The sequence below is a fragment of the Telluria mixta genome (assembly GCF_029223865.1).
In the GTDB taxonomy this organism is placed as follows: Bacteria; Pseudomonadota; Gammaproteobacteria; order Burkholderiales; family Burkholderiaceae_D; genus Telluria; species Telluria mixta.
Genome location: NZ_CP119520.1, coordinates 7,143,120 through 7,167,088 on the forward strand (window position 1 = coordinate 7,143,120; position 23,969 = coordinate 7,167,088).

Sequence of the window (23,969 nt, forward strand, 5' to 3'; positions counted from 1 at the left end):
TGCCGAAATTGGCACCGTCCCGGCGCAAAGCTTTTGTGCCGAAATTTCTTTCGTTTCAGAGTCATTTCGTTTTGTTGGCTCGCGTTGCTATTTCGCGTTCCGCTCCGAATAGCGTGGACGCTCACTGATCCATACCGAAAGTAAAGTACACAATGAGTTTTGAAGCACTAGGCTTACACGCGTCCATCGTCAAGGCAGTCTTCCAGGCCGGCTATGAAAAGCCGACCCCGGTGCAGGAGCAGGCGGTGCCGGCAGCGATCGCAGGCCGCGATCTGCTGGTCTCGTCGCAAACCGGTTCCGGCAAGACGGCGGCATTCATGCTGCCCTCCCTCCACAAATTCGCTGACACCGAACCGGCCGCGGCCGGCCGTACGCCCGCGCAGGAAGCGCAGGCAGCGCGCGCCCGTGGCGAGCGCGTCCGGTTCAAGGCAGCCCAGCCGAAGATGCTGGTCCTGACCCCGACCCGCGAACTGGCCCTGCAGGTGACCACCGCGACCGAACAGTACACCGCGCACATGCGCCGCATCCGCGCCGTGTCGATCCTGGGCGGCATGCCGTATCCGAAGCAGATGCAACTGCTGGCCAAGAATCCGGAAATCCTCGTCGCGACCCCGGGTCGCCTGATCGACCACATGGAGTCGGGCAAGATCGACTTCTCGCAGCTCGAGATCCTGGTGCTCGACGAAGCCGACCGCATGCTGGACATGGGCTTCATCGAGGACATCGAGAAGATCGTCGCCGCGACGCCGGAATCGCGCCAGACCATGCTGTTCTCGGCCACGCTGGATGGCGTCGTCGGCAACATGGCGCGCCGCATCACCAAGAATCCCCAGGTGATCCAGATCATGAGCGCGGCCAACCGCCACGAGAACATCACGCAGAAGGTGCACTTCGTCGACGACCTGTCGCACAAGAACCGCCTGCTCGACCACCTGCTGCGCGATGAAACCATGGACCAGGCCGTCGTGTTCACGGCGACCAAGCGCGATGCCGACATGATCGCCGACCGCCTGAACATCGCCGGCTTCGCGGCCGCCGCACTGCATGGCGACATGCACCAGGGCGCCCGCAACCGCACGCTGGACAGCATGCGTCGCGGCCAGGTGCGCGTGCTCGTGGCAACCGACGTCGCCGCGCGCGGCATCGACGTGCCGTCGATCACCCACGTGGTCAACTACGACCTGCCGAAGTTCCCGGAAGACTACGTGCACCGCATCGGCCGTACGGGCCGCGCCGGCCGCAACGGTACGGCAGTCTCGCTCGTGAACCACGCGGAAAGCATGAACGTTCGCCGCATCGAACGCTTCACCAAACAGACCATCCCGGTCGACGTGGTGGAAGGCTTCGAGCCGAAGCGTTCGGCAGCACCCCGTTCGGGCGCGCGTCCGGGCTGGAAGCCGGGCGACGGCCGCAATGCGGGCAAGCCGGGCCAGCGCAGCTTCCACAAGCCGGCCGGTGAAGGCTACCGCGGTGACGCACCCCGTCGCGAAGGCGGCTACGAAGGCCAGCGTCGCGAAGGCGGTTATCGCAACGAAGGCGCACCGCGCAGCGAAGGCGGCTACCAGGGCCAGCGTCGCGAAGGTGGCTTCCGCACGGAAGGCGCACCGCGCACCGAAGGTGGCTACCAGGGCCAGCGTCGTGAAGGCGGCTTCCGCAGCGAAGGCGGCCAGCGCCGTGAACGCCCGGCCTTCGGCGCGCATCCGCGTTCGGCCGACTCGGCTCGTCGCACGTTCGGCGACCGCTGATCGTCAGTCGATCCGTAAAACCCCGGCACCGCAAGGTGCCGGGGGTTTTTCTTTATAACGCGCAGCTGCGGAATCCGGCGAAGATGTCGTCCCGCTCCGGCGTGAAGAAATTGCGGAAGTGCGGCGAACGCAGCCGCGCCGGCGTCGCGAACGATGCGCCGCGCAAGGTCTGGCGCGTGCCGAACCACGGCGCCGAATAATCGCGGTAGCGGTCCGCCTCGAAGCCGGCGAACGGCAGGAAGGCGGATGCCGTCCATTCCCACAAGGCGCCCCACGCGAAACCCGGCTGGCTGGATGCCGCCGCGTATTCCCACTCGTCTTCCGTCGCCAGGCGCCGGCCCGCCCACGCGCACCAGGCCTGCGCCTCGTACAGGTTCACGTGGCGCACCGGCTCCGCGAGGTCGAGGGCGACCGGCCGGCCGAAGCGCACCGTGTACCAATCCTCCCCCTCCCGCGCCCAGTAGCGCGGCGCCGAGCGCTCCTGCGTCATGAGCCAGGCGCGGCCGGCGTCCGTCCAATACTGCGGGCGCTCGTAGCCGCCGTCGTGCACGAAGTCGAGGTAGGCAGCCGTGCTGACGAGTCCCGCGTCGATGGCGAACGGTGCGACCTTGACGAGCGCGGCGTTCCGCTCGTTGTCGAACACGAAGCCGGTCGACTGGTCGCCGCCGCGGAGAAAACTCCCGCCGGGGAACGCGATCTCGCCCGCCCTGCCCGCGGCCGCCGATTGCGCGCGCGGCGCCAGCGAGCCCGCCGGCGCCGGTGCGTCGCGCGACTGCAGCGTCTGCAAGGAGTACAGGAAGGCTTCGCCGTGCATGTCCTCATGGGCCAGTGCCAGACGATACGGATACAGGGCGAGGTCGTCGTGAGGCTCGTGCGCAAGGCGGTCCAGGATGCGGTCGAGCACCTCGTGGCAATAGGTTTTGACCGCACCCGGCGGCGGCAGGTCGAGCGTCCAGCGCGCACTGTGCGGGACCGTGCCGGAATCGAACCAGTCGTCGCCGCGCGCCAGCAGCGAGTGGCCATTGGCGGCGCCGGGCCGGCTGTCCATCGCCCCGCGCAGCACGAACCACTCGGCGAACCAGGCCGTATGCCCGAGTTCCCACAACGGCGGATTCACGATGGGCAGGCGCGGCACGCGGGCCGCGTCGTCGTAGCCGGCGGCAGCCAGGGCCTCGAACAGCGCGAGCGTATAATGCCGCGCATCCTGCAATGCGACGGCCAGTTCCTTGGGTCCCGCGTGGCGGAACGATGCTTGATTGACGGTCATGCATCATTGTACGACCAATTTCGACTCCCCCAACCCGATGCCCCGAGCGCACATCCACATCGTCAGCCCCGCATCCGCCCGCGAAAACAACGGCAACTGGCAGACGGCCAGCCGCTGGCGGCGCCACCTCGCGCGCGACTACCGCGTCACTATCGGCCCCGGCTGGCAACCGGGCGACGCGGTACCGGACCTGCTGATCGCCCTGCACGCGCGCCGTTCCGCCGCCGCGCTTGCGGCCTTCAACGATGCCCATCCGGACCGCCCCGCACTGCTCGTCCTGACGGGCACGGACCTGTACCGCGACATCCGCGGCGACGCCACGGCGCAAGCCTCGCTCGCCCGCGCGCACGCGCTCGTCGTACTGCAGCCGCGCGGGCTGGACGAATTGCCGGAAGCCGTTCGCGCGAAGACGCACGTGATCTATCAATCGGCCCCGCGCCTGCGGCCCGCCCGGCCGCGCGTGCCGCTCGACGTCGCGATGATCGGCCACCTGCGCAGCGAAAAAGATCCGCAGACGTTCATGGATGCGGCCCGCCTCGTCCGCACACCGGGCGTGCGCCTCGTGCACATCGGCGCCGCGCTCGATCCGGATCTCGGCCGCCGCGCGCAAGAGACGCAGGCGGCCACGCCCGCCTACCGCTGGCTCGGCGCCCTGCCCCACATGGCAACGCGGCGCCGCCTGCGCCGCTGCCACGCGATGGTGATCGCCTCGCGCATGGAGGGCGGCGCGAACGTCATCATCGAGGCCGTGACGAGCGGCGTGCCCGTGCTGGCATCGAACATCTCGGGCAACGTCGGCATGCTGGGCGACGATTACGCCGGTCTGTTCCCGCCCGGCGACGCCCATGCGCTGGCCCGCCTGATCGAACGCAGCGCGACCGATGCGCGCTTCGCGGACCGCCTGCGCCGCCAGTGCGCCGCGCGCGCGGCCCTGTTCGCCCCCGCCGCCGAGCGAGCGCGCCTGCTCGACTTGGTGGATAATCTTCTCTTCCCCTCAACGCAAGACCACGAGAGCACCGAATGAACACATCCGCCGACCAACCCATCAAACTGACCTCGTTCTCCCACGGCGGCGGCTGCGGCTGCAAGATCGCGCCGGGCGTGCTGTCCGAGATCCTCAAAAAGTCGAGCGGCTTCCCCGTGCCGAAAGAGCTCATGGTCGGCATCGAGACGGCCGACGACGCGGCCGTCTATAAGCTGAACGACGAGCAGGCGCTGATCGCGACGACCGACTTCTTCATGCCCATCGTCGACGATCCGTTCGACTTCGGCCGCATCGCCGCCACCAACGCGATCTCGGACGTGTACGCGATGGGCGGCACGCCGATCATGGCGCTGGCCCTCGTCGGCATGCCGATCAACAAGCTGCCGCTGGAGACGATCGGCAAGATCATCCAAGGCGGCGAATCGATCTGCGCGGAAGCGGGCATTCCCATCGCGGGCGGCCACACGATCGATTCGGTGGAACCCATCTACGGCCTCGTCGTCCTGGGCCTCGTGCACCCGTCGAAGGTCAAGCGCAACGCGGATGCGCGCGCGGGCGACGTGCTCGTCCTCGGCAAGCCGCTGGGCGTGGGCGTGCTGTCGGCCGCACTCAAGAAGGACCAGCTGGATGCGGACGGCTATGCCGCCATGGTCGCGAACACGACGAAGCTGAACAAGCCGGGCAAGGCCCTGTCGGAACTGGCGGGCGTGCACGCGCTGACGGACGTCACCGGCTTCGGCCTGCTGGGCCATCTGCTCGAACTGGCGCGCGGCGCGCAACTCACCGCGCAGCTGGACATGGCGAACATCCCGCTGCTGCCGGGTGTCGAGACGCTGGCCCACGCCGGCTATTTCACGGGCGCGTCCGGCCGCAACTGGGATGCGTACGGCCACGACGTCGAACTGGGCGGCGCGATCACGGACACGCAGCGCGTGCTGCTGACCGATCCGCAGACGTCGGGCGGCCTGCTCGTGTCGTGCGACCCGGGCAGCGTGGACGAGGTGCTCGCGCTGTTCCGCCGTGAAGGTTTCGGCGACGCGGCCGTCATCGGCTCGATGGCGGCCGGCGCGCCGAAAGTCGTCGTCGGCTGATCACGCCACGCGCAAACGTCGTACTGTGACGATGCCACGGGAAACCGCCTGTCGCAAAACAGGCGCAACCGTGGTAACCAAACGACAACATACGAAACGCTTGACACACCAAACAAAATTCACTTAGAGTGGAGAAATGTTCTCCCCTCTGCCTCTGTCGACTTCCCTATCGCTTGCCGGCGCGCTAACGCTGGCAGCCCTGCTACTACGCGCGTAAATCGCCGCTGTCCCGCCCGGCCAAGCTTGCCGGATTCGTAGCCCAAGGAAAGTTGTACCGATGTTTGCCACTACCACATCCACGCTGTCTGTTATTTCCGCCGGAGCTTTCCTGCTGTCTGCCGGCGCACGTGTGGTGTTTCGCTCGCTAAAACTACCGATCGGTTGCCGGGCCTAGCGTCCGTGGCCCGTCCGGCAGCCCTCCGCCACAACGATCGAAACGACACCTTCACCAGCATTTAGAACTCAGGAGCCACCGCCATGTTGACCAATCCTTCCGCCAAATACCGCCCCTTCCCCGCCGTCCCGTTGGCCGACCGCCAGTGGCCGAACCGCATCATCGACAAGCCGCCGGTCTGGATGAGCACCGACCTGCGCGACGGCAACCAGGCACTGATCGAGCCGATGAGCCCGGAAAAGAAACTGCGCTTCTTCGAAAAACTCGTGCAGATCGGCGTGAAGGAAATCGAGGTGGGCTTCCCGTCCGCGTCGCAGACGGACTTCGACTTCGTGCGCATGCTGGTCGAGGAAAAGCGCATCCCGGACGACGTCACGATCATCGTCCTGACCCAGTCTCGCGACGAACTGATCCGCCGCACCGTCGAGTCGTGCGTCGGCGCGAAGCAGGCGATCGTCCACGTCTACAACTCGGTCGCGCCGGTGTTCCGCCGCGTCGTGTTCGGCATGAACCAGGACGAGATCGTGCAGATCGCCGTCAACGGCACGAAGCTGATCAAGGAACTGGTCGCCCAGCATCCAGACACCAAATGGGGCCTCGAGTATTCGCCGGAATCGTTCTCGACGACGGAACTGGATTTCTCCAAGCGCATCGTCGACGCCGTCGTCGACGTGTGGCAGCCGAGCGCGGACAACAAGGTGATCGTCAATCTGCCGTCGACCGTGGAAGCGGCGACGCCGAACGTCTATGCCGACCAGATCGAATGGATGTGCCGTAACCTGAAGCAGCGCGAGAACCTCGTGATCAGCGTGCACCCGCACAACGACCGCGGCACGGCCGTCGCCGCCGCCGAGCTGGCCGTGATGGCCGGCGCCGACCGCGTCGAAGGCTGCCTGTTCGGCAACGGCGAGCGTACCGGCAACGTCGACCTCGTCACCCTCGCATTGAACCTGTACACCCAGGGCGTGCACCCGGGCCTGGACTTCTCGGACATCGACAGCGTCCGCCAGCTCGTCGAGGAATGCAACCAGATCCCCGTGCACCCGCGCCATCCGTATGTCGGCGACCTCGTGTTCACGGCGTTCTCCGGCTCGCACCAGGACGCGATCAAGAAGGGCTTCGCGAAGCAGCAGGCGGACGCCATCTGGGAAGTGCCTTACCTCCCGATCGACCCGGCCGACCTGGGCCGCAGCTACGATGCCGTGATCCGCGTGAACAGCCAGTCCGGCAAGGGCGGCATGGCCTACCTGCTCGAGCAGGAATACGGCCTCGAACTGCCGCGCCGCCTGCAGATCGAATTCTCGCGCGTCGTGCAGAAGCATGCCGACGCCACCGGCCGCGAAGTGGCCGCCGCCGACATCCACGCGCTGTTCGACCGTGAGTACTTCAACCAGGAAAACGCCGCCTACCGCTACATCTCGCACCGCCTGGTCGAAAACAGCGAGGGCGAACAACGCGTGCAGATCGACACGACCGTGCAGCACAACCGCGTGACGGAACCGCACCAGGGCACCGGCAACGGCCCGATCGACGCCTTCGTCAACGCGCTCGGCCTGGACATCCGCCTGATGGACTACCACGAGCACTCGATCGGCTCGGGCGCCGATGCGCGCGCCGCCTGCTACGTCGAGCTGCGCCTCGCCAACGGCCCGACCCTGTTCGGCGCCGCCATCGACAGCAACATCGTGACCGCGTCGTTCAAGGCCGTGCTGTCGGCCGTGAACCGCCACCTGGCGCTCGGCGCGGAACAGGCGCCGCAGCAGGCTGCGTAGGGTGGACAGCTACGCTGTCCACCCTACAGCAGCGCCTCCAGCATGGCGGTGATCGTTTCGGCCTGACGGCCGGCATCGAAATCCGCGTGGCGCCGGGCGAATGCCTGCGCCGCCGCGCGGAAGTCACTCCCCTCCAGCATCCGGCCCACGACGGCATCCCAGTCCAGCGGCCGCGCCATTTCGTTCACATTGATGCCCGCGCCCAGCCGGCGCACGCGCCGCGCCGTCAGGAACGACTCGGCCGTGCGCGGCAGCATCAGCAACGGCACACCGGCCAGCAGCGCCTGCGACACGGTCGACTCGCCCGCGTGGCAGACGGCGAAGGCGGATTCACGTAATGCCTCGTGCAGCGCCACCGGTCCCGCGGCCCAGGCAATCGACAGATGCGCATACGGCGGCGCGGCGCCCGCCGCCACCTCGGGCAGGTAGCACAGCGTGCGGCAGCCGGCGCGCGCCAGTGCGTCGAGCATCACCCCATGTTCCGGATGCGGCCCGCGCAGGTAGGCGAACACGCGCGGCCCGGCGCCCTCCGGCCAGGCGGGCACGCCCGCGCCGGCACCGGCGATCGTCGGGCCGAACCAGCGCTCATCGGCCTCGGCGCGGCCCCACGGGTCGAGTTCCGGCCACGTGCACAGCAGCGGCACATCGCCCCGCAGCAGGTCGGCCGCGCGCCCGTACGGCGCCGCGCCGTGGCGGGCCAGCACGGCGTTGGCCGTCGCCAGCACGCGTGCCTCGGTCGCCGCCATGCGCGCCCGCGGCACGGTTTCCCAGTCGCGCAGCGGCGGCAGCGGCCCCGCCGGCGGGATCTGGAAGCCCGCACCGACGGCGCTGCTCGCGATACCGAGGCTGCGCGCGGCCAACAGCGCGCCCGGTGCGTAATCGCCCACGACGACATCGGCCTGGAGCGCGCTGAATAAATGGCGCCAGCCGTCGACGAGGCCCGCCATCGCGTCCGCATCGAGCCAGCCGCAGGCGAGCAGGATGTCGGCGAGACTCGCCTCGCCGGGCGGCAGCCCTTCCACGCGGTGCAGCCACAGGGGCGCCTGGTAGACGGGGATGCCGCGGCTACTTGCCCCGGCCAGCAGGCGGCGCGTGTGCACGAGGTCGCGCAGCACGAACGACACTGCATGGCCGCGTGCACGCAGCGGTTGAGCGAGCGCTTTCAGGCGGCCGGCGTGGCCCAGCGCCGCGCCGAGCTCCCAGCAAAAGACGATATTGGCCATCAGGGTGCCGTCCGCATCGGCTGCGGATCTTCTCCTTGTCCCTTCTGTCCCACGCGTTCGTATTCCGCGATCACCTGCGCGCCGAACAGCAGCAGGCTGGCCGCGATCTCGAGGCTGAACATGACGACGATCGCGGTGCTCATCGAGCCGTACACGAGGTTCACCTTGGACAGCGTGGTGAAGTACCACACGAGCACGTGGCGGGCGGCTTCCCACAGCAGCGCCGCCGTCACGCCGCCGATGAGCGCATGCGACAGCGACAGCCGTCCCACCGGCATCACGAGGTAGATCGACGTCAGCACGAGGATCTCGCCCACGAGCCCCAGCAGGTACAGGAGCGCGCCCGATACGCCGTGCAGCGACCAGGTGTGGCCGAACAGTTCGACGCTCTCCGAACCGATCACCTGCAGGGTGCCGGCGACGAGCGTCACGATCATCACGCCGAAGCCCAGCGCGATGATGTAGCAGTACGGGAGCACGGCCGACACGAGGAAGTGGCGCCGGCGCACGGCCACGCGGTGCACGAAGATGACGCTCATCGCGTTTTCCAGCACGGTGAACGCGAGGGAGCTGAAGAACAGCATCGTGAAGCCGAGCACCCACGTGATCAGGTCGCGCGTGTCCAGGAAGTGCGCCACCTCCGCCACGATCGAGCCGGACTGCCCCGGCACGAGCAGCTCCAGGTAGCGGCGCAGGGTGAGCAGCAGGTTGACCTGGTCGATGAAGTGCGACAGCACGACGACGACCAGCATCAGGAACGGCACGATCGACAGCAGCGCGTAATAGGCGACGGCGCCGGCCAGCAGCAGGCCCTGGTTGGCGCGGAAGGCGCGTACGCACTGCAGGGTGAAGTCGAGCGGGTGCGCGACGATCCACGCGTTCGCGCGCCGGTTCAGCACGCGCAGGCGCAGGCCGCGCGCCGGTTTCATCGCGCCAGCCTGATGCCGGTGAACTGCCAGCGCGCGCCGGCCGGGAAAAAGTTGCGGTAGCTGGCGCGCGCGTGGCCGTGGGGCGTCGCGCACGACGCGCCGCGCAGCACGTACTGGTTGACCATGAATTTGCCGTTGTATTCGCCGATCGCGCCCGCGGCCGGGGCGAAGCCGGGGTAAGGCGCGTAGCTGCTCGCCGTCCACTGCCAGCATTCGCCGAACATCTGCGCGAGTCCGCTGCTGCCCGCCGCGCGCGGATGCAGGTCGCCGCAGGTCAGCGCCGCGTCGCGCGCCGCAAATTCCCACTCCGCCTCCGTCGGCAGGCGCGCGCCGCGCCAGCGCGCGTACGCGTCGGCCTCGTACAGCGACACGTGCGTGACGGGCCGCGCCAGGTCCAGCGCCTGCAGGCCGTGCAAGGTGAATTCGCGCAGGCGGTCGCCATCGCGGACCCAGTACAGCGGCTCGGCGAGCGTGCCGTTCGCGACGAGGTCCCAGCCGTCCGACAGCCACAGCGCCGGATCGCGGTAGCCGCCCGCCTCGACGAATTCGAGGTACTCGCCGTTCGTCACGAGACGCGACGCGAGCGCGAACGGCTGCAGGTATTGCCGGTGGCGCGGGCTTTCGTTGTCGAAGGCGAAGCCCTCTCCAGCGTGGCCGATCTCGGCGAGGCCGCCGTCGAAATCGATCCAGGCCAGCGGCTCCACCGGGCCCGATGCGGGCAGCGGCGAGTCGATATAGGCCGGGTACAGCGGATTACGCGACAGCAGGTGCTTGACGTCCGTGAGGATCAGTTCCTGGTGCTGCTGTTCGTGCTGCAGGCCCAGCTCAACGAGTGCCATGAGTTCCGCATCGTCGGGCGCAGCCGCCAGCAGGCGCAGCACGCGCGCGTCGACGATGGCCCGGTAGGCCTGCACCTCGGCCAGCGTCGGGCGCGTCAGCAGGCCCCGCTGCGCGCGCGGATGCTTCGCGCCGACGCCGTTGTAGTACGAGTTGAACAGCACGCGGAAGGCCGGGTTGTGGGGCCGGAAGCCGGGCTCGCGCGGCTCGAGGATGAAGGTCTCGAAGAACCACGTCGTGTGCGCGAGATGCCATTTGACCGGGCTCGCGTCGGGCATCGACTGGGCACAGCAGTCCTCGGCCGTCAGCGGTTCGGCCAGGTGCAGCGTGCGCTGGCGCACGTGTTCGTACGCGGTCGACAGGCGGTGTTCGGAAGCTCCCATCGCGGCTCCTTCAATGCGACAGTGCGCGCGCGTTGATCACGGCGAACCACTGCTTCGGATCGGTCCACACGCGCGTGGCCGCGAACCCGGCCTGGGCCAGCAGGCCGACGGCGTCGCTCTGGCGGTATTTATAACTGTTCTCCGTGTGGATCCACTCGCCCGCCGCGAACCGGCGGCTGCCGCCGCGCCACGTCACCTGCTGCGCGGTCTGCGCTTCCAGGTGCATCTCGACGCGGCCCTGGGCCGGGTTGTAGAAGCCCCGGTGGCGCCACTGGCGGATGTCGAAGTCGGCGCCCAGCAGGCGGTTCACGTGGCGCAGCACGTTGAGGTTGAACGCGGCCGTCACGCCCAGCGCGTCGTCGTAGGCTGCGTCCAGCACGGTGTGTTCCTTGGCGAGGTCGATGCCGATAAGCAGGCCCCCGTCGTGCCCGCACTGCGCATGCACGCGCTGCAGGAAATCGCGCGCCTCCTCCGGTGTGAAATTGCCGATCGACGAGCCGGGATAAAAGAACAGGCGGCGCTCCTCGCGCACGCTGTCGGGCAGTTCGAGGCTGCCCGAGAAATCCATGCCGAGCGGCCGCATCTCGATGTGGCGGAAGCGCTGGCGCAGGCGCTCGACGGCATCGAGCAGGAATTCGGCCGAGATGTCGACAGGGACGTACTGGCGCGGCTGCAGCAGCGGAAACAGATTCGCCGCCTTGGCGCAATTGCCGGCGCCCAGGTCGATCAACGTGGAGCCGGTACCGACCGTGCGCGCGATCTCGGGGCCGTGCAGGTCGAAGATGCCGGCTTCCGTCCGCGTGGGATAGTACTCGGGCAATTCGCAGATCGCTTCGAACAGCTTCGAACCCAGCGGGTCGTACAGGAACTTGGGCGAAATCCAGGCCTGGCGCGCGGTGAGACTCGCAGCCAGTTCGGCGGGTACGTGCAATCCATCGTTGTTGACTACGGGCACTGCGGGCGACGTCGCGTTCAGCATCGGGTGTCCTCGGTGGTGCGGCCGCACCGTGCGGCCGGCTGGAATGTTGCCGTTCCGGCCATGATACGCGATTCCGCGATTCCGCACGCACCCGCAAAACACCGGGGTCAGAGCTAATGCCAGTCAGTTAAGCGGGGCTGGCATGTTTTGTTGGGTACTTGGATTTCCTGGATTTTATTGTTCTCGGATATGAGCGTGTTCGTCGCTCTGGTAGAAGGTAGGCACGTGCTTGTTCACGTAGCGATGCCAATCGCTTGGGGAAGGTGCCGGGTGTTTCGAGCGGCCAGTGGTACAGCGCGGTAACGATGGCCAGGGCCAGCCATTGGAAGCTGAGGCGCTGCGGTGGCACGTTCAGTTCAGTGGCCATCTGGGCAATTTCATGGCGCAGCAGGTTGTAGGCGATCAACATTCCCCATACTTCCTGGCGCACGAGTTCCGGCAGCCTGCTGCGCAGGACAGGCGCTTTTTTCAGCATGCCTTGCTTCATTTCCCTGAAACCGAGTTCGATCTCCCATCGCTGCACGTAGTGTGCGGCGACGTCACGCGCGGGGAAACGATGCGCATCGCACAGCGAGGTGAGAAATCGTCGAGGCTGTCCGCCCACCGTGCATTCGATCAGTCTAGCCTGCCAGTGCGAGGGAAGATCCGGATGCTGCCGACGCGCCTGAGGTGAGACGGGAAGCCGTACCAGACAGTCACCGGGAGCCACCTGGCAGACTACCTCATAACACAGCGAGGTTTTGGTGCGTATCAGCCAATGCTTTTGCAGGCCCGACCGTTGCCAGTCCAGTAGAAACGCGGCCGAGAAATAGGCTCGATCAAAAATCGTGAGCGAGTTATCAGGCGCAGCCTGTATCAGTGTCTTTGCATAGCTCAGCTCACCTGTCTGGCACTCTCCGAAGTCGACCGCGCGCAGCAGGTGACTGTGGGTATCCATCAGGCAGACGGCACGCAATTGCGGCCAAGCGCCATCACGTCCGTCACCTCCCCGGGGCCGGCCAAACTCCCTTTCGTTTTCTGGCGTGCTCGGCACCGACCAGACCACGCCATCAACAGCATAACTGCGCAGGCCATGAAACAGCGCACTCTCCGCTGGGGCACGCTCACCCCAGCAGCTTGCCGTCCGCTTGAACAGCCATTCCAATGGGGCTTCGCCTAAACGCTCACGCCCCGCCACTGAAGCACTGGGGACAGGTGTGCTGGCTGCCGGGCCATCGGCAAGATCGAGCTGTTTGACGATATGCCAGATCGGCTCGTTTCGAAACAATGCCAGTCCAATTACCAGCCAGACCATCCGATCGGCCGGTAACCGACGACGACGCACCGACACAGTGCCAGTCTGTTGCAAAGCCTCATCGATCCACGCCGGATCGATAAGGCTGGCGAAACGGTCAAATTCCTGCGGCGTCAGCGAGGCCGAGTAATCCAGGTCAAGTTGCAGAGCCATGATAGAAAACGGATTTACGTTGAACATAAATCCGTTCTAGCCCTTGGATCGCGTCGGTCAAGTCCTTAAGTGACCGGCATTAGGGTCAGAGCCCGTTTTTGGGAAATTGCTCAAATTCGGGCTCTGACCCCGGTGTTGGTGGCGTGCTAGAGTAGTGGTTTTGTCAATCGGCGTTCCATGCTCGAACTCGTCAATCTCAGCAAGTCTTATGGCGGCCGCACCGTGCTGGCGGCGCTGTCGCACCGGTTCGAGCCCGGCGAATTCGTCGCGATCATGGGCGAGTCCGGCGTCGGCAAGTCCACGTTGCTGAACCTGATTGCCGGGCTCGATGCGCCGGATGCGGGCGAGGTCCGCGTCGACGGGACGCCGATGTCGGCGCTCGACGACGATGCGGCCACCCGGCTGCGCCGCACGCGCATGGGGTTCATTTTCCAGGCGTTCCACGTGCTGCCGCACCTGACGCTGCTGCAGAACGTCGCGCTGCCGCTGCTGCTCAATGGCCGGCCCGACCCGGCCCGCGCCACGCAGATGCTCGACGCAGTCGGCCTCGGCGGACGCGGGGCCGATTTCCCGCGCCAGCTGTCCGGCGGCGAGCTGCAGCGCGTGGCCATCGCCCGTGCGCTCGTGCACCGCCCCGCCCTGCTGCTGGCGGATGAGCCCACCGGCAATCTCGACCCCGACACGGCCGACGGCATCCTGCACCTGCTGCGCGCCGAGATCAAGGCCAGCGGCGCGGGCGCCATCATGGTCACCCACTCCCACGCGGCCGCCGCACTGGCGGACCGGACGTTCGTCCTGACCCGTGCCGGATTGAAATTAGCGTAAGTTCCGACAAGAAAGACGCATCTTATGGCGTTTTAGTCATGAACAGTGCGGCGTAATTGTCAACTCCGTAGTAGCATTCCAACAAACCCACCAGGCATAAGTCATCAACAAATCGGTCGGGCTGGATTCCGTTCGGGCGGGGCAAGAACCGGACGGACCCTGCAACTCTCCAAAACAGTCGATCTGTCTTGAACATATTTCCCATGTGGAGGAGTTCATGAGCGTACGGCAGAAAAAACAGGAGTTGCTCGAGGCGATGCACCGCGCCCGGGCCATGGAGCCGTCGAGTTTTGTTCCAAACAAATTACTCGACACTTTGATTCAGCGTATGCAGCTGAAGAACGACGCGGAGCTGTGCCGCGTCCTGGAGGTACAACCGCCCATCATCAGCAAGATCCGGCACCGCAAGCTGAACGTCGGCGCCACCATCCTGCTGCGGATGCATGAAAAGTCGAATATCCCGATCCGCGAGCTGAAGGAATTGACGGCGGAAGCGCGCACCGAACCGCCGCCGCCGACCCATCACTGAACGCGGCTCACTCGCCCGGTGGACGACCGGTCTTGAGCTGGGGCAGGCTGTCGAGCACGGCGCGCAGCGACGCTGTGTCGAGCTGCCCGAGGAGCGCCACGCCGATGCGCAGCAGCTCGCTCTTCTTGACCTCGAAGCCGGCCTTCAGGCAGGCCTGCTTGACGGTGGCGAGCACGGCATACTCTTGCTCGGGCATGGTAAAGCTGTCGCGCACGAGGCGCGGACGTGCGAGCGGCGCGGGCGCGGGCGCTGCCTTCGTGCGCGTGGATTTCGCCGGCACCGCGATGGCGCGCGCAGCCTGTTGGGCCATCTTCGCCGGCGTGGGCGCGGCCTTCGCGCGCACGGTCTTGGCCGGTACCGCGGCCTTCTTGACCGCCACCGCTTTTTTCACGGGCGCGGCTTTCGTCGTCGCCGCCTTCTTCGCCGCGGGCTTCGCGGCTGTCTTTACGGCTGTTTTCACCGCGGGTTGCGCCCTGCTCGTCCTCGCCATGGGACCTCCATCTTCAAACAAGCCAAACAATATATATCATTTGGCTCGTATGCGGAAGATGAGCAGGAAGCTCAGGCGTCGGGATCGGCGTCGCGGAATTCGTCGGCAATCGCCGCGAACTCCCCTTCGATCTCGAAGAACGCATCCAGCACGTCCGGATCGAAGTGCGTGCCGCGCCCCTTGCGCATCACGTCCAGCGCCTGCTGGTGCGTGAACGCCGGTTTATATACGCGGCGCGAGATCAGCGCGTCGTACACGTCGGCCACGGCCATCAGGCGGGCCGACAGCGGGATCTGCTCGCCCGCCAGGCGGTCCGGATAGCCGGAGCCGTCCCACTTCTCCTGATGCGAGTGGGCGATCTCGCGCGCGAACATCAAAAAGCCGTTGGTGCCGCCGATGTGCTTCTCGACGAGCATGATGGTGTCGCGGCCGTACACGGCGTGCAGCTTCATGACCTCGAATTCCTCGCGGTCGAGCACACCGGGCTTCAGCAGGATGCGGTCGGGGATACCGACCTTGCCGATGTCGTGCAGCGGCACCGAGCGGTACAGCAGTTCGATGTTCTCGTCCGTGAGGTCGGCCGCGAAGCGCGGATGACGCTGCAGGTGCCGCGCCAGCGCACGCACGTAGTGCTGCGTGCGGCGGATATGATGGTCGCCCTTCGTCACGGCCGCGTTGTCGCGCGTCTCGGCCAGCGTACCCATCGCCATGATGATCGCTTCCTGCATCAGCGCCAGCTGCGCGGTGCGGTCCTGCACGAGCTTTTCCAGGTTCTCGTTGTGCGCCTGCAGCTGGCGGCGCGCGTCGAGCAGAGTCAGTTGCGTGGCCACGCGGGCGAACAGGATCGGGGGGCTGATCGGCTTGGCGATGTAGTCGACGGCGCCCAGCGACAGCCCCATCGCCTCGTCCTCGACCTGGTTCTTCGCGGTCAGGAAGATCACGGGGATGTCGGCCGTGACGGGGTTCGCCTTCAGCTGGCGGCACGTCTCGTAGCCGTCCAGGCCGGGCATCATGACGTCGAGCAGGATCAGGTCCAGGCCGGGCGTCGACTGCGCGATCTGCAGTGCCAGGCTGCCGTTGTTGGCGACCTTCGTGTTGTAGCGGTCCTTGAGCAGGCGTGACAACAGCATGATGTTGTCGGGCGTGTCGTCGACGATCAGGATCGTCGGCTTGTCCCTGTTGCTCGTGCTCGTTTTTCCGGTGGTGACAATGTTCATCAGGTTTCCGCGGTATCGGGGCGGGTTGCGGCGGCCGTCTTCGGCAACTGCTGGCGCGCCTCTTCGAATTCGTAACGGGACAGGTGCTGCTCCAGCCGCGCCATGTGCTCGGCGTCGAGCACACCGGCCAGGCGCGCGCGCACCGTCTCGAAGTAGTCAATGGCATCGCCCGAGTACTCGGCCAGCAGCTGGTCGAGCTGGACGATGGCGTCCGTCGCGGCGTCGTCCGCATCCGCGGACAGCGCCGGCGGCGCGGGCGTTTCGGGCGGCGGCGGTGCGACGGCGGCCCGGGCGAAATAACGGTCGAGCGACTCCATGGTCGCATCGACGGCGGCCTCCAGCGCGCGCACGCCGGCCGCGAGACGGCCGCGGTCGGGCGCCGCCAGTCCGAGGCCCTCTTCCACCGATTGCGCCAGCGTCTGCAACTCGCGCGCGCCGATGTTGCCGGCCACGCCGCGCAAGGTGTGCGCCCGCGCGGCGGCCTGGCGCAGGCGGCGCGCCTGGTAGTCGGCGCGGATCTGGGCGCCGGCATCGCGCTGGGTGGCGCGGAAGCGGTCCAGCAGCTGCACGTACAGCGCGACGTTGCCGGCCACGTGGCGCAGGCCGTAGGCGGAATCGATGCCGGACACGGTCGACAGGCCCGGCAGCGTCGGGCCATCCGCCACGACGGTACCGCCGGCCGACAGCGGCGGCGGCACAGCCTGGCCGATCCAGCGCGCCAGCGTGGCATACAGTTTTTCCGGCTCGACGGGCTTGGTGATGTAGTCCTGCATGCCCTCGCGCAGGCAGCGCTCGCGGATCTCGGCCAGCGCATGCGCCGTCATGGCGACGATCGGCAGCTTGTCGAAGCGCGCATCCTTGCGCAGTTCGACGGTGGCCGCGTGGCCGTCCAGCTGCGGCATCTCGAGGTCCATCAGCACGAGGTCGTAGGCCTGCGGGCCGCCGTCGTACAGCATGTCCAGCGCCTCGTTGCCGGTGGCGGCGACATCGACCGCGATGTTCTGCGCCTGCAGCAGTTCCAGCGCAATCTCCTGGTTGACCTGGTTGTCCTCGACGAGCAGCACGCGTGCCACGTGGTCGCCCGCCGCTTCGCTCCTGCTGCGCGCGTTCGGCGCACGGGGCGGCGCGAACAGGGCGATGAGCGTGTCGACGAGGGCCGACTGGCCGATCGGCTTGCACAGGAAGCCGCGGATGCCTGCGGCCTCGGCTTCCTTCTGCACTTCCTCGCGCCCGAACGCCGTCACGAGCACGGTCGACGGCGGCTGGCGCAGCGCCGGATTGCCGGCGATGCGGCGCGCCAGTTCGATGCCGTTCATGCCCGGCATCTGCCAGTCCGTCAGCACGACGCGGTACGGGTCGCCGGCCGCGTCGGCCGCGAGCAGCGCGCTTTCCGCCTCGGCGCCGCTGGCGGCGACATCCACGCGCAGCGGCAGCGTCTGCAGCGCCTCGCTCATGATCTCGCGCGCGACGTCGCTGTCGTCGACGAGCAGCAGGCGCGCGCCATCCAGTTCGGGCGGCGCGACGGCAACGCGTTCCGGCTCGCCGGACAGCGGGAAGTCGAGGTCGAAGTGGAACGTCGAGCCCTTGCCCGGGCTGCTCTCGACGACGATGCGCCCGCCCATCAGGCCGACCAGCTGCTGCGAGATCGACAGGCCCAGGCCCGTGCCGCCATACTCGCGCGTCGTGCTGCCGTTGGCCTGGCTGAACGCGCGGAACAGTTTCGCCTGCTGCTGTTCGCTCATGCCGATGCCCGTGTCGCGCACGGCGAAGCGCAGGGTGGCATAGCCGTCGCGGAAGCGGTCCGCGGCCGGATCGTCGAGGCGCATGCACGACAGTTCCAGCTCGCCCGCCGGCGTGAACTTCACCGCGTTGTTGACGAGATTGATGAGGACCTGGCCCAGGCGCAGCGGGTCGCCCACGAGCATGCGCGGGATCGCGTGCGGCACGTGGAACAGGTACTCCAGGTGCTTGTCGGCCGCCTTCTGGCTCGTCACGCTGGCCACGTTCGCGAGCACGTCGTCCAGGCAGAACGGGATGTGCTCGACGTCCAGCTTGCCCGCCTCGATCTTGGAAAAGTCGAGGATGTCGTTGATGATCCCCAGCAGCGACAGCGCGGCGCGGTGGATCTTGCCGACGTAGTCCTGCTGCTTGGGCGAGAGCTCCGTGCGCAGCGTGAGATAGGCCATGCCGATGATCGCGCTCATCGGCGTGCGGATCTCGTGGCTCATGTTGGCGAGGAATTCGGATTTCGCCACGTTCGCCGCCTCCGCGCGCACGTTGGCCGCGACGAGCGACTGCTCGCGCTCGCGCCGCTCGGAGATGTCGCGGATGAACGAGCAGAATTCGTAGTCGTCGCTGGCGGCCAGCTGCACGCGCGTGATGGCCAGCTCGATCGGAAACTCCACGCCGTCGCGGCGCAACGCGTACGTCTCGATGCGGCTGTCCAGCACCCCGCCCACGCCGCTGCGTTCGTAGCGCGCGAGGCCGTTGCGGTGCGCCGCGCGGTGGCGTTCCGGCACGATGCATTCGGACAGATCGCGGCCCAGCACCTCCTCGCCCTTCCAGCCGAACATCTTTTCCGCCTGCGCGTTCCAGCCGACGATGCGGCCCTGGCGGTCCATGCGCACGACGGCGTCGAGCGCCGTGTCGACGATGGCCTGCAGCTTGGCCTGGCTGCCCTGCGCCATGCGCATGGAATCCAGCAGTTCGCGCGTGCGCGCGGCGATCTTCTGTTCGAGGTCTTCGTTCAGGTCGCGCAGCTGCTGTTCGATCACGCTCTTTTCGCGCAGCAGGCCGTTCGTCACCTGTTCGGCGCGGCGCAGCCGGTTCAACGTGTCGCGGAAGCTGCGCACGGCGGACGACAGCCGGCCGATTTGGTCGCGCCGGCCGATGCCGGACAGGTGGATGTCGGTCTCGCCGCGCGCCAGCTTTTCCAGCGCTTCCTGGATGTCGGCGAACGGCTGCGTCATGCGGCGGCCGATCAGCAGCACGCAAAAAGTGATCGTCAGGGTGAGGATCAGGTTGCCCAGCACGGTCTGGATGATCTGGCGGCGCAGGTCGGCGTCGATCTGGCGGCGCGAGATCGCCAGGTCGATCGAGCCGACCAGGTACTCGCGGTTGCCGTCGTGGTACACGACCTTCTGCTGGACCCGTTCGGCGCCCTCCTCGTCCGCCCCGGAGCCGAGCGACGCGAGCACCATGCCGTTCGGCGCAAGCACGCGCAGCATGATCACTTCCGGCGTGCCGCCCAGCGCATCGACCACCGAGGACACGGCCGCGCTGTTGATGTCGAACAGCGGCCGCGCCAGCGCGTGCGACACCACGTTGGCCTGGCGCTCGATCCGTTCTCCCAGGCGCGCGCTGGCCTCCCGGTGCAGCGAGTGCATCACCCAGGTCGTGTATGCCGTCGTCGACAGCGCCACCGCCAGCACGATGCCGGCCCCGAGCCGGAACACGATGTTCTGGCGCCAGCTGTCGACGAGGCCGCGCACCAGGCCACCCGGGCGGCGCGCGCCGGTGGACGTCAGCGGATTAATGGCCGCCTCCCGGATGGCCGGTCAGCTCGCGCTCGCGGCGGCGGTAGGCGGGGCTCGTGCGTACCTCCTCGATCGTCTTCCAGATGCGTTCCGCGAGGTCCGGCTGCTGCGCGACGAACGCGTGCGACAGCAACAGGTAATAGGGTTTTTCGATCAGGGGCACGGGCAGCACTTCGATCTGGCTGGCGTAGGGCGAGCGCATCAGCCGCATCGCGTCGCCGCCGCCGAGGGCTGCCGCCACGAGGCGTCCGGCCAGCATCTTCTGCACCAGCTCGTCGGACTGCTGGCTGCCCTCGTCCACGGCCACGTTCTGGGCGCGCAGGAAGTCGCCGACGGAGTAGCCGAGCTGGATGCCGACGCGGCCATCGAGGTTCGTGAAACGCTTGCCGTCCCAGTCGACCTTGCCGCCCTTGCGCCGCACCAGGACGTAGCGGTCGACGTGCATGCGCCGGGCGGAATCGGCCTGGCCATCGGCGCCTTTCACGCCGGGATACGCACCCAGCGCCAGGCGCTCGCGGCTGAAACTGACGGCGAACGCGCCGTTGACCTGGTTCGCCTTGACCTGGGCGAGGCAGCGCTTCCACGGCATGCTCTGGTAATCGAGCGTGAGCCCGAGGCGCCGCGCCACCTCGGCCAGCAGCTCGAAATTCAGCCCGCCGCCGTCCAGGGTGCGCCATGGCAGCACTTCCTGGCGCTCGAAGCACAGGGACACCGTCCCCGCCGCGAACGACGGCGCGCCGACGAGTAAACAGCAGGCGATCGATCCGTGGCGAAGGAAGCGCAGCATGGCGAAGGTATGGCGGCGGCAATAATGATTAAAAACAGACAACAGTATGCCAGACCTTGCCGACAAAACCTACCTGGACCGTCAAGCCGCCAGGGCGGCGCGGCCGTGGCGCAACTCGGCCAGCACGCCGGCGCGCAGCCCGGTCTTCGGTACTTCCAGTTCCTCGATCTCCAGCTCTTCCATGAGACCCAGCAGGATGGCCAGCGCGGCCGTCACGTCACGCAGGCGCAGGTGGCCGAGGCCCGCCAGCGGCGCTCCGCCGCCGCCCTGGTCGAGCGCGCGCGCCGCGAGCGTCTCCAGCCGGGCGCGGGTGATGGGGCCGGCCAGGTCGTTGTCGGCCAGCAGCCGTGCCAGGGTGTGGATCGTGCCGGACGCGCCGCACACGCGGTCGCGCCGGCCGGGGCCGAACGCGGGCGTCTCGTCACCCAGCTTGGCGCGCGTGGACGCGATCGCGGCCGCGAACGACACGGCGTCGATGCGCCCGCCGCTGAAGAACGTCAGCGCCAGGCGCGACGTGCCCAGGCCCAGCGACGCCACCTTCTGCACCTGGCGCCCGCTGCCCAGCGCGAGTTGCGTCGAGCCGCCGCCGATGCCCAGCACCAGCGTGCGCGTATCGGCATCGTGCGCCGCCGCGCCGTCGGCCACGCCGAGATAGGTCAGGACGGCCTCCTGCTCGCCGGTCAGCACGTGGACCGGATGGCCGAGCAGTTGCTGCGCGGCCGGCAGGAACAGATGGCTGTTGCGGGCCATGCGCAAGGTCGACGTCGCGACCACGCGCACGGCGGCCAGCGCATGGTCGGCCAGGCGCGCGCGGATCGTGCGCAGGCAGTCGAAGGCGCTGTCCATCGCCTCGGGGCTCAGGCAGCCCTGCGCATCGAGCGCGGCGGCCAGGCGCAGCGGCGCATGGAAACTGTCGAGGGGACGCAGCGTGCCGTCCTCGACGGTACCGACCAGCAGGCGGAAACTGTCCGATCCAAGGACGAGTGCGGCGTGGATGGGGGATGTGGTGCTCATGCAGACTCCGAAGTCGAAAACGGCGCCACGATAGCGGGGCTGGATGACGGATCGATGACAGGAGCATCGTTGACCGCATCATCATAAGCCAAGCGCGTCACGGGCGCTATGGCGAACACGACAATCATTCCTCGACGGGCGCCAGTACAGGCGCCGCCACTTCGACCCGGTTGCGCCCCGCCTTCTTGGCCACACGCAGCGCTTCGTCGGCGCGGGCCAGCAGGGTAACGGTGCTGTCGTCCGGGCGGATCGTCGTGACGCCGAAGCTGGCCGTCAATGAAATCATCGCGCGCTCGGTCTTGACGCGCTGCGCCTCGATCGCGGCGCGCATGCGCTCGGCGACCATGGTCGCATCGTCCAGGTTCGTGCGCGGCAGCAGGATCGCGAATTCCACGCTGACCAGGCGGCCCAGCAGGTCGCTGTCGCGCAGCTGACGCTTGCAGGTGTCGATCAGGTGCGCGAGCACGACGTCGCCGGCCGGATGGCCGTAGCTGTCGTTGATGCGTTTAAATTGGTCGAGGTCGAGCACGACGAGGGCGGTCGGCTGGCCGGGACGGCGCGCCAGCGCCATCCACGGGGCCAGGGCCTGGAAGAAGCCGCGCCGGTTCGGCACGTCGGTGAGCGGATCGACGATTTCGAGGCGCGCCAGCTCGGCCTGTTCGCGCTCGCGGCCCAGCAGCAGCCAGCCGAAGCCGCCGACGAGGGCCAGCAAATACAGCGCGCCCGAGTGCAGCTGGCGCAGGATATCGCTCGTCATCCAGCCCCAGCCCGCCGGCGCCAGCAGCACGAGCGCCCCGCGCGCGCCGACGACGATGGCCAGCACGGTCGTCGCCAGCGCCAGGAAGCGCTGCAGCATCGATGCGGCCGCCCAGCCACGGGCCAGCGCCGCCGCCAGCGATAAATAAAAGGCGCCCAGGACCAGCGACGCGGCCACGGCACGCAGGCCGATCGGATCGATCAGCCAGCACAGCAGGAAAGCGGCGACGGCCAGCCCCAGCGCAGGGAGGGTCGCGCGGCGCCAGCGCAGGCGGCCCGCGCGTTCCCACGCCGCGCCGGATTCCCACGCGACGCCGGCGAACACGAGGACGTAGGCGATCGGGAGCGCGAGGCCTTCCGGCACGACACCCGCCGCGCCGATCGCGAGCAGCAGCCAGCCGGCGCCCTGGTACAGGCGCGACCAGCCCCACGTCGGCACGGCGGGACGTCCGCCATGGCCGGATTGTTCGAAGAAAAACAGGGTGGCGCACAGGGCGAGGTTGCCGAGTGCCAATGCCAGGACCATCGTGGTGGCATCCATCGGCGCCTCAGACTTCGTGCACGACCGCGGTCGTGCCGTCGCCGACCCGGCTGGACCAGGCACGCGTCCAGTACTCGCGCTCGGCCTCGGTGGGCGGCGCGTGCCAGAACACGATCAGGGTCCCCTTGTGGTCGTGGATCTGGGTCAGCTTCTCGACGAAACCCGGGTTGCCGTCCACATCCGCCAGCGCCATTGCATATCCATAGACGCGATCCAGGCGCTCGATGCGGTCCGGCTCGGTCTGGCTGTTGGTGGCGGTAATGGTCGGGTGGTCCAGGAACATGAGGTCTCCGCTTGGGCTGCAACGGCCAGCTTATCAGAAACCTATCGACCGCAACAAGTTCACCTATACTTGCGGCATGCCTCACGACAGCCCCACCCCGCCGCTCGTACGTACGCGCCGGGGCCGCCGGACGCTCGAATTCGTCCCAGGCGACATCCAGAGCGAGATGCTGCTGGCCCGGCCCGACGCCCTTGTGCTGGCCTATTTGCGCGCCATGATGGGCTTTGTCCTGTTCGCGCCGTCTCCCCGCCGCATCGTGATGGTCGGGCTCGGGGGCGGCTCGCTGGCCAAGTTCTGCCACCGCCATTTTCCCGACGCGCACATCACCGTGATCGAATTGCGCGCCGACGTGATCGCCCTGCGCGACGCCTTCCGCGTGCCGCCCGACAGCGAGCGCTTCGCGGTCGTCCACGCCGACGCGGCCGACTGGCTGGCCGCACACCCCGGCGCGGCGGACGTGCTGCTGGTCGACGGCTTCGACGCCCGCGGGCTGCCGCCCAGCCTGGCCGACACGCCCTTCTATATGGACTGCCGCCGGGCGCTCCAGCCCGGCGGCGTGCTCGTGGCCAACGTCTTCACATACGATCCGCGCTACCCGGACGTCATGGACGCGCTCGAGACCGTGTTCCCCGGCCACACCTGCTGGCTCGACAAGGTCGCGGGCAACAACCGCATCGTGTACGCTTTGCACACACCCGGCGATGCCGCCCTGCGCCGCCTGACGGTGCTGCGGCGCCGGCGCGGACTCGGCCTGGGATTATTGAACCGGCTAGCCATTCGAATCATCCTTGTCTGGATCGCATCGCGATCTGTTTTGGCCCTACCACACCTTGGCGCCCCACGGTCCCGCTTGTGACAATTTGTTTGCGGAAACTAGAGTTTCTGTGACAAACTGATGCCTCTTCATGCCTTAGGGCAAGCTCTCATCTTTCATGCATA

General features: G+C 67.6%; 20 protein-coding genes. 7 read left to right on the forward strand and 13 right to left on the reverse strand.

Annotated elements, in window-relative coordinates; translation table 11 throughout:
• Nucleotides 1-152 precede the first annotated feature (152 nt).
• The gene (locus P0M04_RS31370; protein WP_259450440.1) at nucleotides 153-1,745 is read left to right on the forward strand and encodes a DEAD/DEAH box helicase; all 1,593 of its coding nucleotides are present in this window, start codon (nucleotides 153-155) and stop codon (nucleotides 1,743-1,745) included.
• Between the two features lie 52 nt (nucleotides 1,746-1,797).
• Here P0M04_RS31370 and senA read toward each other — a convergent pair whose 3' ends face one another.
• Nucleotides 1,798-3,012 (reverse strand): selenoneine synthase SenA, encoded by a 1,215-nt coding sequence (gene senA / locus P0M04_RS31375; protein WP_259450441.1) that lies wholly within the window; start codon nucleotides 3,010-3,012, stop codon nucleotides 1,798-1,800.
• Between the two features lie 37 nt (nucleotides 3,013-3,049).
• Between senA and senB the strand changes: the two genes are divergently transcribed.
• The 3 genes from senB (at nucleotide 3,050) to leuA (ending at nucleotide 7,254) form a co-directional block, all read left to right on the forward strand.
• Nucleotides 3,050-4,036 (forward strand): selenoneine biosynthesis selenosugar synthase SenB, encoded by a 987-nt coding sequence (senB, locus tag P0M04_RS31380; RefSeq protein WP_259450442.1) that lies wholly within the window; start codon nucleotides 3,050-3,052, stop codon nucleotides 4,034-4,036.
• A complete protein-coding gene (gene selD / locus P0M04_RS31385) occupies nucleotides 4,033-5,088 on the forward strand; it encodes a selenide, water dikinase SelD (RefSeq protein WP_259450443.1) in 1,056 nt (351 codons plus the stop codon). Before senB ends, selD begins: the two co-directional genes overlap by 4 nt.
• A gap of 477 nt (nucleotides 5,089-5,565) precedes the next feature.
• A complete protein-coding gene (leuA, locus tag P0M04_RS31390) occupies nucleotides 5,566-7,254 on the forward strand; it encodes a 2-isopropylmalate synthase (RefSeq protein ID WP_259450444.1) in 1,689 nt (562 codons plus the stop codon).
• A gap of 23 nt (nucleotides 7,255-7,277) precedes the next feature.
• Here leuA and P0M04_RS31395 read toward each other — a convergent pair whose 3' ends face one another.
• The 5 genes from P0M04_RS31395 to P0M04_RS31415 all read right to left on the reverse strand — a co-directional run bounded on the left by P0M04_RS31395 (nucleotide 7,278) and on the right by P0M04_RS31415 (nucleotide 13,079).
• On the reverse strand, nucleotides 7,278-8,477 hold the full coding sequence (locus P0M04_RS31395; RefSeq protein WP_259450445.1) for a glycosyltransferase: 1,200 nt from the start codon (nucleotides 8,475-8,477) through the stop codon (nucleotides 7,278-7,280).
• Nucleotides 8,477-9,406 (reverse strand): YihY/virulence factor BrkB family protein, encoded by a 930-nt coding sequence (locus P0M04_RS31400; protein WP_259450446.1) that lies wholly within the window; start codon nucleotides 9,404-9,406, stop codon nucleotides 8,477-8,479. The genes P0M04_RS31395 and P0M04_RS31400 overlap by 1 nt, the downstream gene beginning before the upstream one ends.
• Nucleotides 9,403-10,626 carry an ergothioneine biosynthesis protein EgtB gene (gene egtB, locus P0M04_RS31405; protein ID WP_259450447.1) on the reverse strand — a complete coding sequence of 408 codons (1,224 nt, stop codon included), beginning with the start codon at nucleotides 10,624-10,626 and terminating at the stop codon, nucleotides 9,403-9,405. The genes P0M04_RS31400 and egtB overlap by 4 nt, the downstream gene beginning before the upstream one ends.
• A 10-nt stretch (nucleotides 10,627-10,636) precedes the next feature.
• Nucleotides 10,637-11,605: an L-histidine N(alpha)-methyltransferase gene (gene egtD / locus P0M04_RS31410; RefSeq protein WP_259450448.1), complete on the reverse strand. Its 969-nt coding sequence runs from the start codon at nucleotides 11,603-11,605 to the stop codon at nucleotides 10,637-10,639.
• Nucleotides 11,606-11,732: 127 nt separating this feature from the next.
• A complete protein-coding gene (locus tag P0M04_RS31415) occupies nucleotides 11,733-13,079 on the reverse strand; it encodes an IS4 family transposase (RefSeq protein ID WP_281042231.1) in 1,347 nt (448 codons plus the stop codon).
• Nucleotides 13,080-13,229: 150 nt separating this feature from the next.
• Here P0M04_RS31415 and P0M04_RS31420 point away from each other — a divergent pair, with 150 nt between their 5' ends.
• A complete protein-coding gene (locus P0M04_RS31420; protein ID WP_259452575.1) occupies nucleotides 13,230-13,877 on the forward strand; it encodes an ABC transporter ATP-binding protein in 648 nt (215 codons plus the stop codon).
• 217 nt (nucleotides 13,878-14,094) lie between these two features.
• Nucleotides 14,095-14,406: a hypothetical protein gene (locus P0M04_RS31425; protein ID WP_259452574.1), complete on the forward strand. Its 312-nt coding sequence runs from the start codon at nucleotides 14,095-14,097 to the stop codon at nucleotides 14,404-14,406.
• Nucleotides 14,407-14,413: 7 nt separating this feature from the next.
• On the opposite strand, the gene P0M04_RS31430 is transcribed toward P0M04_RS31425, so the two are convergent.
• From P0M04_RS31430 to P0M04_RS31460, 7 genes are all read right to left on the reverse strand, one after another.
• Nucleotides 14,414-14,866, reverse strand: a complete 453-nt coding sequence (locus tag P0M04_RS31430; protein ID WP_259452573.1) for a hypothetical protein — start codon at nucleotides 14,864-14,866, stop codon at nucleotides 14,414-14,416.
• A gap of 101 nt (nucleotides 14,867-14,967) precedes the next feature.
• On the reverse strand, nucleotides 14,968-16,113 hold the full coding sequence (locus tag P0M04_RS31435; protein ID WP_259452572.1) for a response regulator: 1,146 nt from the start codon (nucleotides 16,111-16,113) through the stop codon (nucleotides 14,968-14,970).
• Nucleotides 16,113-19,604: a response regulator gene (locus P0M04_RS31440; RefSeq protein WP_259452571.1), complete on the reverse strand. Its 3,492-nt coding sequence runs from the start codon at nucleotides 19,602-19,604 to the stop codon at nucleotides 16,113-16,115. The genes P0M04_RS31435 and P0M04_RS31440 overlap by 1 nt, the downstream gene beginning before the upstream one ends.
• 40 nt (nucleotides 19,605-19,644) lie before the next feature.
• Nucleotides 19,645-20,436 (reverse strand): substrate-binding periplasmic protein, encoded by a 792-nt coding sequence (locus P0M04_RS31445; RefSeq protein WP_259452570.1) that lies wholly within the window; start codon nucleotides 20,434-20,436, stop codon nucleotides 19,645-19,647.
• Between the two features lie 81 nt (nucleotides 20,437-20,517).
• A complete protein-coding gene (locus tag P0M04_RS31450) occupies nucleotides 20,518-21,450 on the reverse strand; it encodes a Ppx/GppA phosphatase family protein (RefSeq protein ID WP_259452569.1) in 933 nt (310 codons plus the stop codon).
• A 124-nt stretch (nucleotides 21,451-21,574) separates the two neighbouring features.
• On the reverse strand, nucleotides 21,575-22,747 hold the full coding sequence (locus P0M04_RS31455; protein WP_259452568.1) for a GGDEF domain-containing protein: 1,173 nt from the start codon (nucleotides 22,745-22,747) through the stop codon (nucleotides 21,575-21,577).
• A gap of 7 nt (nucleotides 22,748-22,754) precedes the next feature.
• Complete coding sequence (locus P0M04_RS31460; RefSeq protein ID WP_259452567.1) at nucleotides 22,755-23,030, reverse strand: hypothetical protein; 276 nt, start codon at nucleotides 23,028-23,030, stop codon at nucleotides 22,755-22,757.
• 76 nt (nucleotides 23,031-23,106) lie between these two features.
• Between P0M04_RS31460 and P0M04_RS31465 the strand changes: the two genes are divergently transcribed.
• Nucleotides 23,107-23,886 (forward strand): fused MFS/spermidine synthase, encoded by a 780-nt coding sequence (locus P0M04_RS31465; RefSeq protein WP_259452566.1) that lies wholly within the window; start codon nucleotides 23,107-23,109, stop codon nucleotides 23,884-23,886.
• Nucleotides 23,887-23,969: the final 83 nt, after the last annotated feature.

Coding starts and splice junctions, on each gene's coding strand:
- P0M04_RS31425 (WP_259452574.1), top strand. CDS start 14,095: ATGAGCGTACGGCAGAAAAAACAGGAGTTGCTCGAGGCGATGCACCGC.
- selD (WP_259450443.1), top strand. CDS start 4,033: ATGAACACATCCGCCGACCAACCCATCAAACTGACCTCGTTCTCCCAC.
- P0M04_RS31435 (WP_259452572.1), bottom strand. CDS start 16,113: ATGAACATTGTCACCACCGGAAAAACGAGCACGAGCAACAGGGACAAG.
- P0M04_RS31400 (WP_259450446.1), bottom strand. CDS start 9,406: ATGAAACCGGCGCGCGGCCTGCGCCTGCGCGTGCTGAACCGGCGCGCG.
- P0M04_RS31460 (WP_259452567.1), bottom strand. CDS start 23,030: ATGTTCCTGGACCACCCGACCATTACCGCCACCAACAGCCAGACCGAG.
- P0M04_RS31465 (WP_259452566.1), top strand. CDS start 23,107: ATGCCTCACGACAGCCCCACCCCGCCGCTCGTACGTACGCGCCGGGGC.
- egtB (WP_259450447.1), bottom strand. CDS start 10,626: ATGGGAGCTTCCGAACACCGCCTGTCGACCGCGTACGAACACGTGCGC.
- P0M04_RS31415 (WP_281042231.1), bottom strand. CDS start 13,079: ATGTTCAACGTAAATCCGTTTTCTATCATGGCTCTGCAACTTGACCTG.
- P0M04_RS31450 (WP_259452569.1), bottom strand. CDS start 21,450: ATGAGCACCACATCCCCCATCCACGCCGCACTCGTCCTTGGATCGGAC.
- P0M04_RS31455 (WP_259452568.1), bottom strand. CDS start 22,747: ATGGATGCCACCACGATGGTCCTGGCATTGGCACTCGGCAACCTCGCC.
- leuA (WP_259450444.1), top strand. CDS start 5,566: ATGTTGACCAATCCTTCCGCCAAATACCGCCCCTTCCCCGCCGTCCCG.
- egtD (WP_259450448.1), bottom strand. CDS start 11,605: ATGCTGAACGCGACGTCGCCCGCAGTGCCCGTAGTCAACAACGATGGA.
- senA (WP_259450441.1), bottom strand. CDS start 3,012: ATGACCGTCAATCAAGCATCGTTCCGCCACGCGGGACCCAAGGAACTG.
- senB (WP_259450442.1), top strand. CDS start 3,050: ATGCCCCGAGCGCACATCCACATCGTCAGCCCCGCATCCGCCCGCGAA.
- P0M04_RS31395 (WP_259450445.1), bottom strand. CDS start 8,477: ATGGCCAATATCGTCTTTTGCTGGGAGCTCGGCGCGGCGCTGGGCCAC.
- P0M04_RS31370 (WP_259450440.1), top strand. CDS start 153: ATGAGTTTTGAAGCACTAGGCTTACACGCGTCCATCGTCAAGGCAGTC.
- P0M04_RS31420 (WP_259452575.1), top strand. CDS start 13,230: ATGCTCGAACTCGTCAATCTCAGCAAGTCTTATGGCGGCCGCACCGTG.
- P0M04_RS31445 (WP_259452570.1), bottom strand. CDS start 20,436: ATGCTGCGCTTCCTTCGCCACGGATCGATCGCCTGCTGTTTACTCGTC.